This is a genomic window from Variovorax paradoxus (genome assembly GCA_016806145.1).
GTDB lineage: Bacteria > Pseudomonadota > Gammaproteobacteria > Burkholderiales > Burkholderiaceae_C > Variovorax.
This window is the reverse complement of sequence record CP063166.1, coordinates 2,178,906-2,191,202: the sequence shown is the minus strand read 5'-3', so window position 1 is coordinate 2,191,202 and position 12,297 is coordinate 2,178,906. Positions and strand designations below refer to the sequence as shown.

General features: G+C 70.8%; 12 protein-coding genes. 2 read left to right on the top strand and 10 right to left on the bottom strand.

Annotated features, from left to right (window positions below; genetic code table 11):
- The 6 genes from INQ48_09970 to INQ48_09945 are packed head-to-tail and all read right to left on the bottom strand — an operon-like array spanning position 1 to position 5,410.
- On the bottom strand, positions 1 to 765 hold the full coding sequence (locus INQ48_09970; GenBank protein QRF59518.1) for an SDR family oxidoreductase: 765 nt from the start codon (positions 763 to 765) through the stop codon (positions 1 to 3).
- Entirely contained in the window at positions 762 to 1,586 is an 825-nt protein-coding gene (locus tag INQ48_09965; GenBank protein ID QRF59517.1) for a polysaccharide deacetylase, read from the bottom strand. Before INQ48_09965 ends, INQ48_09970 begins: the two co-directional genes overlap by 4 nt.
- Positions 1,587 to 1,619: 33 nt before the next feature.
- Complete coding sequence (locus INQ48_09960; protein ID QRF59516.1) at positions 1,620 to 2,420, bottom strand: ABC transporter permease; 801 nt, start codon at positions 2,418 to 2,420, stop codon at positions 1,620 to 1,622.
- Positions 2,417 to 3,268 (bottom strand): ABC transporter permease, encoded by an 852-nt coding sequence (locus INQ48_09955; protein ID QRF59515.1) that lies wholly within the window; start codon positions 3,266 to 3,268, stop codon positions 2,417 to 2,419. The genes INQ48_09960 and INQ48_09955 overlap by 4 nt, the downstream gene beginning before the upstream one ends.
- Positions 3,265 to 4,350: an ABC transporter ATP-binding protein gene (locus INQ48_09950; protein QRF59514.1), complete on the bottom strand. Its 1,086-nt coding sequence runs from the start codon at positions 4,348 to 4,350 to the stop codon at positions 3,265 to 3,267. The genes INQ48_09955 and INQ48_09950 overlap by 4 nt, the downstream gene beginning before the upstream one ends.
- A 34-nt stretch (positions 4,351 to 4,384) precedes the next feature.
- Entirely contained in the window at positions 4,385 to 5,410 is a 1,026-nt protein-coding gene (locus INQ48_09945) for an ABC transporter substrate-binding protein (GenBank protein ID QRF59513.1), read from the bottom strand.
- Positions 5,411 to 5,580: 170 nt separating this feature from the next.
- On the opposite strand from INQ48_09945, the gene INQ48_09940 reads away from it, so the two are divergent.
- Entirely contained in the window at positions 5,581 to 6,195 is a 615-nt protein-coding gene (locus INQ48_09940) for a MarR family transcriptional regulator (GenBank protein QRF59512.1), read from the top strand.
- A gap of 4 nt (positions 6,196 to 6,199) precedes the next feature.
- Here INQ48_09940 and INQ48_09935 read toward each other — a convergent pair whose 3' ends face one another.
- The 4 genes from INQ48_09935 to INQ48_09920 all read right to left on the bottom strand — a co-directional run bounded on the left by INQ48_09935 (position 6,200) and on the right by INQ48_09920 (position 11,123).
- Positions 6,200 to 7,582, bottom strand: coding sequence for a LuxR family transcriptional regulator (locus INQ48_09935; GenBank protein ID QRF60679.1), 1,383 nt, complete (start codon positions 7,580 to 7,582; stop codon positions 6,200 to 6,202).
- A 104-nt stretch (positions 7,583 to 7,686) separates the two neighbouring features.
- Positions 7,687 to 8,478, bottom strand: a complete 792-nt coding sequence (locus INQ48_09930) for an alpha/beta hydrolase (GenBank protein QRF59511.1) — start codon at positions 8,476 to 8,478, stop codon at positions 7,687 to 7,689.
- Between the two features lie 116 nt (positions 8,479 to 8,594).
- A complete protein-coding gene (locus INQ48_09925; protein ID QRF59510.1) occupies positions 8,595 to 10,106 on the bottom strand; it encodes a M81 family metallopeptidase in 1,512 nt (503 codons plus the stop codon).
- A 39-nt stretch (positions 10,107 to 10,145) separates the two neighbouring features.
- Positions 10,146 to 11,123, bottom strand: a complete 978-nt coding sequence (locus INQ48_09920) for a tripartite tricarboxylate transporter substrate binding protein (protein QRF59509.1) — start codon at positions 11,121 to 11,123, stop codon at positions 10,146 to 10,148.
- Positions 11,124 to 11,365: 242 nt separating this feature from the next.
- Here INQ48_09920 and INQ48_09915 point away from each other — a divergent pair, with 242 nt between their 5' ends.
- Positions 11,366 to 12,283 carry a LysR family transcriptional regulator gene (locus INQ48_09915; GenBank protein ID QRF59508.1) on the top strand — a complete coding sequence of 306 codons (918 nt, stop codon included), beginning with the start codon at positions 11,366 to 11,368 and terminating at the stop codon, positions 12,281 to 12,283.
- The last annotated feature ends 14 nt before the right edge of the window (positions 12,284 to 12,297 follow it).

Genomic DNA, 12,297 nt, shown 5'->3' with positions numbered 1-12,297 from the left:
TCAGTGGAAGGTGCGGCCGCCATCGACGGCGAGCGCGGTGCCGGTGATGTAGCTGGCGCCGGGGCCGCTGAGGTAGAGCACGGCCTCGGCCACCTCCTCGGGCGCGGCGATGCGGCCGAGCGCATAGCGTTCCCGGATCTCGGCCAGCGCGCGCTCGGGATCGTCGGCGTTCTCGTAGCTGGTGCGGAACAGCGGCGTGTCGATCGCGCCCGGGCAGACCGCGTTGACGCGGATGCCGTCGGCCGCGGTCTCGATGGCGAGCGATTTGCCGAACATGATGACCGCGGCCTTGCTCGCGCAATAGGCGGTGCGGTTGGGCAGCGGCCGCAGGCCGGCGCCCGAGGCGATGTTGACGATGCTGCCGCCCCCGGCCGCGCGCAGGTGCGGCAGCGCGGCGCGGCACACCAGCATCGGCCCGGTGAGGTTGACGGCCAGCACGCGCGCCCATTCCTCGTCGCTGGTGGCCTCGAGCGATTTGAGCGCATCGATGCCGGCCGAGTTGACCAGCGCGTCGACGCCGCCCAGCCATTGCGCGGCGCGGTCCACCGCGGTGCGCACGGCCGGCGCGTCGCTCACGTCGCATTCGAGTGCCAGCGCCGCCTCGCCGAGCCGGCGCACGGCGTCGGCGAGCGCGGCGGTGTCGCGGTCGAGCAGCGCCACGCGCGCGCCGCGCGCCACCGCCATGCGCGCGACCGCGAGGCCGATGCCGCTGGCACCGCCGCTCACGATCAGGTGGCGCGGCGCCGGGGTGGCGGCGGCGTTCATGCGGCCACCGCGGCCCGCAGGCGCGGGCGCATGTCGTCGGAGATGCGGTCGCAGCGGTCGATCCACACGTCGGAATGCGCGAGCGCATGCTCGATCAGGCCCTCGAGCACCTTGAGCCGCGAGGGCTGGCCGATGATCTGCGGATGCATGCCGACCATCATCATGCGGTCCTCGGCATGCAGCACGTCGAACTCGCTCTTCCAGGCCTCGAGCGCGGCCGAGGGCGCCTGCAGGGTGCGGCCGGGCAGCGTGATCGAGTACTGGAAGAAGGGTGCGTCGTCGAGCACCCAGCGGAACGGCAGCTCGACGATGTCGGTGCGCTGGCCGCCGATCTCGAGCAGGTAGGGCGAGTCGTCGTCGAAGAAGTTCGAGGAGTAGTCGAAGCCGTACTCCTTGATGAGGTCGAGCGTGATGGCGCTGAACTCGGCCGCGGGCGAACGCCAGCCGCGCGGGCGGCTGCCGGTCAGGCGGGTCAGCACCTCGAGGCCCTTCTCCATCTCCTCGCGCTCCTCCTCGGGCGTGAGGCCGACGATCCAGCGGTGGCGGTAGCTGTGGTGCGCCACCTCGTGGCCGCGGTCGATCACCTCGCGCATCAGCTCGGGATGCTTCTCGGCCACCTCGCCCGGCACGAAGAAGGTCGAGTGGATGCCGTAGCGCTCCAGCAGCTTCAGGATGCGCGGCATGCCGACCTTCCAGCCGTAGGCGCCCTGCGACATCAGGATCGGCCGCTGCGCGTTCGCGGGATCGCGGCCGGTCCACATGGTCTCGGCGTCGAGGTCGAAGGTCAGCATGAGCGGGAAGCCTTTGCTCGTGGTGGGCATCGCGAAGTCCTGGGGAAGAAGAGGAAGAAGGGTCTAGACGTGCTTGTGGAAGCCGGTCCAGCGTTCGGCCAGCAGCAGCACGATGCCGGTGGCCACGATCAGCAGGGTGGAGACCGCGGCGACGCTGGGGTCGACGCCCTGCTCCACCGAGGTGAAGATCTTCACCGGCAGGGTGGTCTGGCTCGCCGAGAGCAGGAACACCGACACCGGCACGTTGTCGAGCGAGGTGATGAAGGCGAACAGGCCGCCGGCCACCAGGCCGGGCTTGACCAGCGGCAGGGTGACCAGCCGGAAGCTCGTGAAGCCATCGGCGCCGAGCACGCGCGCCGCGTCTTCCAGCGACTCGTCGACCGCCGCCAGGCTGCCGAGGCTGGCGCGCACCACGTAGGGCACGGTGATGACCACGTGCGCGAGCCACAGGCCCAGCGAGTTGCCGCGCAGGCCGGTCATCGTGTAGTACTGCAACAGCGCCACGCCGAGCACCACCGAGGGCAGCACCAGCGGCGCCATGAACAGCGAGGTCAGCGCGGCCGCGCCCGGCACCATGCGGCGGTGGATCGCATAGGCGGCGATCAGGCCGAGCACCAGCGCGGCGGCGGTCGAGGCGGTGGCGAGCCAGAGGCTGGTCCAGGCGGCCGAGAGGTATTCGGGATCGCGCAGCACCACCTCGAACCAGTGCAGGGTCAGGCCCTTGGGCGGGATCGTGAGGTAGGCAGTCTTGCTGAGGGCCGCGAGCACCACCACCAGCACCGGGATCTGCAGGAACACGACCACCGCGATCGCGGTGGCGGCGAGACCCAGGCCCTGGCGCTGCGTTTCGGTCGAGGTGCTCATGCCTGGCCTCCCCAGCGCTTGAGCAGGCGGCTCGACAGCGCGATCACGGCCAGCGTGAGCGCGGTCAGCACGAAGGACATGGCGGCACCGGCCGGCCAGTCGAGCGTCTGCAGGAAGTCGTCGTAGATCAAGGTGGCCATCACCTTGTAGGTGGCGCCGCCGAGCATGCGCGGCGTGACCAGCGCGCTGATGGTCAGCACGAACACCAGGATCGAGCCCGAGAGGATGCCGGGCGCGCTCATCGGCAGCGTGATCGACCAGAACACGCGCAGCCGGCTCGCGGCCAGGGTGTAGGCGGCCGACTGCACGTCCTTCGGGATCGCCTGGATCGCGGGCACCAGCATCAGCACCATGAAGGGCAGGAAGATGTGCGACATGCCGACCAGCAGCCCGAACAGGTTGAACATCATGCGGATCGGGCGCTCGATCAGGCCGACGTCGATCAGCAGGTTGTTGATGAGGCCGCGGTTGGCCAGCAGCGCGATCCAGCCGAAGGAGCGCACCACGAGGTTGAGCAGCATCGGGAAGATCACGAGCATGGTCAGCGCGAGCCGCATGCGCGGGCCCGCGTTGGCGATGTAGTAGGCCAGCGGATAGCCGAGCACGAGGCAGATCGCGGTGACGCCGAAGCCCAGCACCAGCGTGCGCAGCACCACCTCGCGGTAGTACTCGTCGGTGAGGATGCTGGTGTAGTTGGCCAGCGTCCAGCCGCTGGCGATGCCGCTGCCGGGCACGTAGGGATGCAGGCTCAGCGGCACCATCAGCAGCACCGGCGCGACGAAGGCCAGCAGCAGCACCAGCAGCAGGGGCGAGGCCAGCAAGGCGCCGGCGGTGTGGCGCGATGTCATGCCGCGGCGTTCACGTAGACGTGGCGCGGATCGATCGCCACGCCGACCGGCGCGCCGACCTCGAGGCCGGCATGCGGGCCGTTGGTGGCGGCCTCGGCGATCAGCTCGATGCCGCCGAGGGCCAGCAGGTACTGCACGCGTGAGCCGACGAAGGAGCGCATCGCGACGCGGGCCTCGTAGCGCGGCAGGTTCGCGGCGTCGGAGACGTCCTGCGCGCCGAGGAAGCGGATGTCCTCCTGGCGCACGACCACGTCGACCGCGGCGCCATCGGCGATGCCCTCGGCCTGGGCCACGGCGAGCACCGGGCCGTCGCGCAGCTGCACCGTGGCCGCGGCGCCGCCAGCGCGCGCGAGCTTGCCGCCGAGCCGGTTGGGCCGCCCCATGAAGCTCGCGACGAAGCCGGTGGCCGGGCGGTGGTAGATGGCCTCGGGCGTGTCGAACTGCTGCACCACCCCGTGGGCCAGCACGCAGACCCGGTCGGACATCGACATGGCCTCGCCCTGGTCGTGGGTGACGAACAGCGTGGTGATGCCGACCTCGCGCTGCAGCCGCTTGAGCTCGATCTGCATCTCGTCGCGCAGCGCGGCATCGAGGTTGGACAGCGGCTCGTCGAACAGCAGGATGCTCGGGCGCGGCGCGATCGAGCGCGCCACCGCCACGCGCTGCTGCTGGCCGCCCGAGAGCTGGCGCGGCAGCCGGTCGCCCAGCGCCGAGAGACGCACGCTGGCCAGCGCCTGCTCGACGCGGCGCGTAAGCTCCGCGCCCTGCACGCCCTGGCGGCGCAGGCCGAAGGCGACGTTCTCGACCACGCTCATGTGCGGGAACAGCGCATAGGACTGGAACACCAGGCCGATGTTGCGCTTGTTGGTGGGCAGCGCGGTGACGTCGCGGCCGTCGATCAGGATGCGGCCGCCCGTGGGCTCGATCAGGCCCGCCACCATGCGCAGCACCGTGGTCTTGCCGCAGCCCGAGGGGCCGAGCAGCGAGATGAATTCGCCGTCGTTGACCGACAGCGAGACCGAGGAGGCGGCGACGTGTCCGGGGTAGCGCTTCTCGAGGCGCTCCAGCGTGAGTGCGGGCATTGGGCTTACGGAATCGTAGGGACGGCGGCGGCGCTCAGCGCGCGACTTCGCGCTGCCAGCGGCGGGTCCACTCGGGCATGGACTTCGCGACCTGCTCGGGATCGGGCAGCCAGAGCTTGTCGAAGGTCTCCTTGTACGGAACGATCTTCGCGGCCTTGTCGCTGAGCTTGACCTGCGTGTTGACCGGGCCCGCGTACTTGCGCTCGGCGAAGCAGGCCTGGCCTTCCTTCGACAGCACCTCGTCGATGTACTTGAGCGCGAGCGCCGGCGACTTCGCGCCCTTGGGAATCACGAGCGCGGGCAGGATGCCGACCGCGCCTTCCTTCGGATAGACGATCGCGAGCGGCAGGCCCTTGTCGATGGCCGAGCCCGCGCGGTCGGGGTACCAGACGGCGGCGGCGATCTCCTGGCGCTCGAACAGCGAGACGATCTGGTCGGCCTGGGTGTAGAGCGTGACCGAGGCCTTGGCGATCGGCTTCACGGCCGCGAAGCCGGCATCCATGTTGCCCAGCTCGCCGCCCTTCATGCGGTTGAGCGCCATCAGGAACTGCGAGCCCGAGGTGCCGCTGATGTCGCCGATGGCGAGGCGGCCGTCGTACTCGGGCCTGGCGAGGTCGGCCCAGGAAGTGGGCGGGGTCTTGATCTGTTTGGTGTCGTAGACGATGACGGTGGCGCCCGTCATGAACACGATGTACTGGCCGTCCTTGTCGAGCGCGCGCGGCGAGATGTCGGCGGCGTTCGCGAGCTTCGACTTGTCGATGGTCTCGAGCAGCTTCTCGTTCTTGAGCTGCGCGGCGAGCGAGTTGTCGATGTAGACCACGTCGAAGTCGGACTTGCCGCCGGTCGCGCGGATGGCCGCGGCGAACTGCGAGGAACTGCCGAGCTTGAGCGCCACCTTGGCGCCGGTCTTCTTCTCGAACGAGGCGATGTGGCAGGTCTTCGAGTCGTCGGCGAAGGAGCCGCCGAAGATGCCGACCACCAGCTCCTCGGCGTGCAGCGCACCCGACATCAGCAAGGAGGCAAAGCCCAGGGACAGGCAACGTGCGAGCGCGGTTTTCATGGAGGCGACTCCTGTGAGAGCGAAGGCTGGAGGGGATCGAAGCGCGATGCGATTCACTTTATCTTTTGCAAAAGATAAACGCAAGGCATTTAAGATAGGTACCAACCCGCTGCCGCGCGATGCACCAAGACGCATCGCGAACGCACGGAAATCGCCATCGAAAGGACGCCATGCAGCACAAGGACGATGCATCGAAGAGCCCGCCGCGATCCCGCGGTGCCAAGGCGCGCGAAGCGCTCGAGGTTGCCGCGCCCGAGGCCTTGCAACCCGCGACCGGCGCCGACCTCGTCGAGCGCGGCATCCGGCAATGGCGCACCGAGCGGCCCGACATCGACAGCAGCGGCAAGGCGGTGGTCGGCCGGCTGCTGCGGCTCGAGGAAGTGGTGCTGCGCACCATCAACGCGGTGCTGCAGCCCTTCGGCATCAAGTACCAGGAGTACGCGGTGCTCGCGACCCTGCGCGTGGCCGGCGCGCCCTACCGGCTGTCGCCCTCGCGGCTGCAGAGCACGCTGCTGTTCACCTCGGGCGGGCTGTCGAACCTGCTCAAGCGGCTCGAGCAGGAAGGGCTGGTCAAGCGCTCGATCCATCCCGACGACGGCCGCGGCGTGCTGGTGAAGCTCACGGCCAAGGGCATGCGGCTGGCCGACGAGGCGATGCCCAAGCATGCCGCCGCCGAGTTGCATCTGCTGCGCATGTTCGATACCGCCCAGCGCGAGGCCCTCGGCGGCCTGCTGAGCCAGATGATGACGGGCAACGCGCCCGAGACCGGCCCCGAGCCGGGCTGAAAGCTCAGAGCAGCCCGAGCGTCATCGCCTTGAGCGTCGCGGCCGCGCGCGTGGTGCAGCCGAGCTTGCGGAAGATGTTCTCGAGATGCGCGCGCACCGTGCTCGGGCTGATGCCGAGCGTGCGCGCCGCCTCCTTGTTGCTCTCGCCGAGGCTGATGCGGCCCAGCACCTCGACCTCGCGCGACGAGAGCAAGGCGCTGGCATCGCTTTCCGCGACGGGCGTCTTCGCTGCCACCGATGCGTGCCCGGTCAACGCGGCGACGGCGGCCGCATCGAGCCGGCCCTGCTCCGCCTCGCAACGCAATTGCGCCTGCGCCTCCTCGGCCGCCAGCGCGGGCCGGCCCGGCGCGGCCGTGTGCAGCAGCACCCAGTGCACCGCCGCGGCCAGCACGCGTTCGGCCGTACCGATCGCCGCGCCCTTCACGCCGCGGAAGAAGCCCGAGCCATCGAGCCGCTCGTCGACGAAGGAAGCGATCTCGGCCTCGGAGCGCAAGGTCTCGATGCGGCGCGCGGCGCGTTCGGTCCAGTAGGGCACGAGGCGCAGCCGCTCCTTGTCGGCCTCGCTGCGCAGCTTGGGCGAATCCCAGACCGCGTTCGGCACCGAGGCGCGGCCGATGCCGTGGATCAGCGCCGCGCGCCGCACCTGCTCGCAGGCCGCGGCATCGAGCCCCAGGCCCGCGGCGCAGGCGGCGGCCGCCTCGGCCACGCGGCGCGAGAAGCCGGTCATCCACGGCAGCTTGAGATCGATCACGTCGGCGATCAGCTCGAGCGGCGCGAGCGCCTCGCGCAGCGCGCCCTCGGGCGCCTGCAGGTCGGCCGCGGCACCCTGGTCGAGCGCATGCAGCCAGTCGACCGCGTGCTGCCGCGCCACCTGCACCAGCGCCGCGGGATAGCGCCCGTCGGCGCGCTCGTCGATCTGGCGCAGCGCGCTCTGCAGGCCGTGCGTGCGCGAGAAGATCTCGAGATCGCCCGCGAGCGTGGCCAGGTACACCGCCTCCGGAATGTGCGGCGCGGCCAGGCCCGCCGGTTTGCCGCTGCCATCGAAGTTCTCGAACATGTGGCGCAGCGGCCGCTCGACCGCCTCGGGCAGGCCGAGGAAGCGCGCGATCTCGCCCGACACCTCGCAATGGATCTCGGCCAACGAGCCGACCGTGCCCGCGAACGCCGCCGCTTCGCGCGCCGAAGCGGTCGCGAGCATCGCGCGGCGCCCGCCGACATCGTCGCCGAGCAGGTCGGAGAACTCGGGCGCGTTGGCGGTGCAGCCCGACCAGCGCAGCAGCGCGACGCAGGCCGCGTGTCCCTGCGCCGCCTCGTCCCGGCCCATTGCCTGCGCCAGCCTCGCGGCGATCCACGCCACGCGCGCCGAATGGTCGATGGGCTGGCCCATGCTGAGGTCGCCGACGAAGGCGAGCGCTTTGATGGCATCGAAGAGCGGGACGTGGGCGATGGGCTGCAAGGCAATGGGTCCGGTAGGCGGCGGGCGCCGGCACCTTACTTCGACTGGCGCACCGCGTCCAGGATCACCTCGGCCACCTTCGCGGGCTGCGACTGCTGCGGCACGTGGCTGGTGTTCAGCGTGGTCACGTGCGCGCCGATGCGCTTTGCCATGTCGCGCTGCAGCGCGGGCTGGATCATGTGGTCGGCGCTGCTGACGATGTACCAGGAGGGCCTGGTCTTCCAGGCGGCGGCCGACACCTTCTGCTCGAAGGCCTTGGCCTGGATCGCGCCCTGCGTCACGGCCATCACGCGCGTGGTCGCGGCCGGCAGGTCCTGCGCGAAATGCTTGCTCATGCCCTCGGGCGTGAGGCGCAGGAAGCCCGAGGCATCGGCCGCGATGTGCGCGAAGCCGGGCGGCGCCGGATAGTCCTTGCCGAGCTCGCCCGAGTTCTGGCCCGCGTCGGGCGCGAAGGCCGCCACGTAGACCAGCGAGGCGACCTTGTCGTTGCCGCCGGCCTCGGTGATCACGGTGCCGCCCCACGAGTGGCCGACCAGCACCACCTTGCCGGGCTGGGCATCGATGGCGCGCTTGGCCGCGGCCACGTCGTCCTCGAGCGAGGTCAGCGGGTTCTGCACCGAGACGACGTTGACGCCCTTGGCCTGCAGCAGCGGGATCACCTTGGCCCAGTCGGAGCCGTCGGCGAAGGCGCCGTGCACCAGCACCACGCTGGGCGATGCGCTGGTGGCGGCGGCCGCGGCCGGGCCCGCCGCGCTGGCGGCCGTGACGGAGAACGAGAGGCCGACGGCGAGGGCGGCGGCGAGCTGGAGGCGTTGGAAGTGCTTCATGGGAGGGTCTCTGGAAGGAAGTGACGGGAGCCGCTACTGTCGGCCGCGGCGTCCTTTCGCGCCATTGGACGAATGTCCGATCGCGCCGCCCCCGCTCCCCTCCTCCACCCCGGCGCTCAGGCCTGCGCCGGTGGCGCGCCACCGAAGACCGGTCCCTCGGGCCGCAGCCGCATGCCGGGGCCGAGCCGGGTCCACGGCAGGTCGGCGGGATCGGCGATGAAGGGACCGGGCGCGCGCACCACGAGGATCTCGTGCGCGATCGCCGCGAAGTCGGCGCGGAAATGCACCGAGCTCTTGTTGACCAGGATCTTCATCGCGGCCGGCTCGATGCCGACGGCGCGGTACATGTTGCGGTCCAGCAGCTGCGCCTTGGCCGAACTCACGACCACGCGCACGCCGTCGATGCGCAGGCATGCCATCGGCCCGAGCTCGGCCTGCTTGCCATGGAACATCGGCCCGCCATACACCAGCCGCCCGTCGGCCAGCGCCTCGACCTCGAAGCGCGCGCGCAGTGGCGCATCGCCCGGCACCTGCGGGCATCCGCCCAGCGCGATGTCGATGCGGGCACCGATGCCGGCCGCGTGGGCGGCGGCGGCCGCGGCGGGGTCGCAGATCAGGCCGATGGCGGCCTCCCGCGCGCCCAGCGCGAGCAACGCGCGCAGCAGCCCGGTGGTGTTCGAATCGCCGCCCACGCCCGGGTTGTCCTGCGTGTCGGCCAGGATCACCGGGCGCGAAGCCGTGGCGGCCAGCGCCATCGCGCGCGCCACGGCGGCCTCGGGCGTCTCGAAGCGCACGGCCCACTGCGCCTCGGGATGCGCGATGCGGTCGAACAGCGCATCGACCGCGCGCTCGGTGCGTTCGGCATCGAAGCCATGGCCCCAGACCACCGGCCCGCATTCGGGAAAGTCGGACGCGGGGAAGCCCGGCGCGAAGGACAGCGAGAGCACGCCGTCGCGTTGCTCCAGCGTCTCGAGCAGGTCGTAGACGCCGCGCGCGGGCTGCATCATGGTCGACATGCTGTTGACCGGGATCAGGAACGGCAGCCGCCGCACCGCGCAATGCGCCGGCCGGTCCGCGGCGCACAGCGCCAGCAGCAGTTCGCCGGCACGGCGGCCGGTGTCGGCCATGTCGACATGCGGATAGGTGCGGTAGGCCACGACGCCGTCGGCCAGCGCCAGCATCTGCCGCGTGACGTTGGCATGCGAATCGAGCGACACCGCGATCTTCATGCGCGGCCCCACCACGGCGCGCACGCGCGCCAGCAGCTCGCCTTCGCCGTCGTCGAGGTGCTGCGCGACCATCGCGCCATGCAGGTCGAGGTAGATGGCGTCGAAGCGCGCCATCTTCGCGGCCTCGACGATCTCGCCCGCGATGCGTTCGTAGGCATCGGTCGTGACGTGCGCGGAGGCGCCGGCGCCGGCCCAGATCACCGGCAGCACCTCGTGGCCCTCATCGCGCACGTGGTGGATGAAGCCGCTGACCGGCAGGTTGACCCCGAGCAGATCGAGGATGGCGCCGCCGCGCGCCATGGCGGGGAAGTCCTCCCCGTTCACGAAGCTGCGGTAGGACGCGACGGTGGGAGCGAAGGTGTTGGTTTCGTGCTGGAAACCGGCGACGAGGATTCTCACGGGAGGCTTTCGGTGCTTGTGCTTCGATGGCTGGTGTGCTCACTGCGCGGCGAGCTGGATCGAGCGCGCCATCTTCTTGAACTTCGCGGTCTCGTCGGCATAGAAGCGCGCCGACTCGGCCAGCGGCTGCGGCTTCATCGGCTGCACGCCCGATTGCGCCAGCGCCTTCGCCATCTCGGGCGACTGGATCGCCTGCTGCGAGGCGGCCAGCAACACACGCGCCCGGTCGTCGGGCAGGCCGGCGCGCGCCATCACCGCGAGCCAGACCGAATGGACGAATTCGCTCTTGCGCGCGATGCCGCTCTCGGTGATGGCGGGCACCTCGGGCAGCGTGGGCATGCGCCGGGTGTCGAGCACCTCGAGGGCCTTGATCTTGCGGCTCTCGAGCAGCTGGATCGAGGCGCCGAGGTTCGGCAGGATGGTGATGTCGATCTGCTGCCCGACGAGGTCCTGCAGCATCGGCGTCGCGCCCTTGTAGGGCACCTGCAGCAGGCGCGCGCCGGTCGCCTGCGCCAGGTACTCCGAGACGATGTGGTACATCGAGCCGTGGCCCGGGCTGCCGAAGCTCAGGCTCTGCGCGCCGGGCTTGCGGGTGGCCGCGATGAGCTCCTCGAGCGAGCCGTAGGGCAGGTCGTTGCGCGCCATCACCACCAGCGGATGGCTGGAGATCGGCGCCAGCAGCGCGAGCTCCTCGGGCTTGTACTTCGCCGATGCGTTCGACAGCGGCGCGAGGATCGCCTCGTTGGGCGAGCCCATGATCAGCGTGTAGCCATCGGCGGGCCGGCTCAGCATGCGCTGCACCGCGAGCGCGCCGCCCGCGCCCGGCAGGTTCTCGATCACCATCGGCTGGCCCAGCGCCTTGGCCATCGCCGGCTGCATGGCGCGCGCCAGCACGTCGGCCGGCCCGCCGGGCGGGAACGCCACCAGCATCGTCACGGGACGCGAGGGAAAGGTCTCGGCCCAGGCCGAGGCGACGGACGCGACGGCCGCCGCGGCGAGGAGCACGACGCGGGCCATGGAGCGTGAGATGGCACGGGCCGGGCGATGGGCCCCGCCACGCGAACAGGTGTCTTTCATGGATTCTCCGGTGGGTTCGAAGCGGGCTCGGGAACGTCATCGAGGAAGCGGCTCGCCCGGTACCGCCTCGCTGCATCCACGCGATGCATGCGGCAAATTGTTTGGGCTAGCATGAGTTCGAGCAACAGCAATTTCCGACGCACTTCGTTGCCCATCGAGCAACGCACAAAGGAGCCGCCGCCATGCGCGAGATCAACCAGAAACGCCTGCGCTACTTCCGCGAGGTCTTCGTTCAGCGCTCGATCCGCGGCGCGGCCGATGCGCTCAACACGGCGCCGTCGGTCATCACGCGGCAGATCGCGCTGCTCGAGGAGGAGATCGGCGTGGTGCTGTTCGAGCGGCAGGCGCGCGGCGTCGCGCCGACCGATGCGGCCACGCACCTGGTCGACTACTGGCGCGGCTGCCAGGCGCACCAGGAGCAGTTGGGCGAACGGCTGCGCGCCATCGAGTCGATGGATGCGGGCAGCGTGCGCATCGTCGCGAGCGAGGGCTTCATCGACGGGCTGCTCGACCAGGTGGTCGCGCCCTTCTGCGCCGCGCATCCCGGGCTGTCGGTGACGGTCGACGCGCTGCCGGTCAGCGATCTCATGGAGGCGCTGGCCGACGATGCCGCGCACATCGGCGTGGCCTACAACCCCGAGTCGGATGCGCGGCTGCGGTTCGCGGCGAGCGCCGCCGCGCCGATGAAGCTGCTGGTGCGCCACGGCCATCCGCTCGCCGGGCTCGCGGGCCCGCTGAACATCCGGCAGGTGATGGACTATCCGCTCGGCCTGATGCCGCCGGGCTACGGCGTCGGCCGGCTGCTGGAGCTGCTCGCCTACGCCGAGCACGTGAAGCTGCATCCCACCTTCTGCAGCAACTCGGTGGCCGGCCTCAAGCGTTTCGTGCGCGCCACCGACGGCGTGAGCTTCGTCGGCGCGGGCCTCGCGGCCGCGGCCGAGATCGAGGCCGGCCAGCTGGTCGCGCTGCCGCTCGCGCATGCACTGTGCCGCAAGGCGAAGGTGCGGCTGGTCGTGCGCGACGGGCGGCCGCTGTCGGCGGCGGCGGCCTACCTGCTGGAGCAGATCCGCGAACGCTTCTCGATGTTCAGCGCCCGCTGAGCCGCCTCATCGCC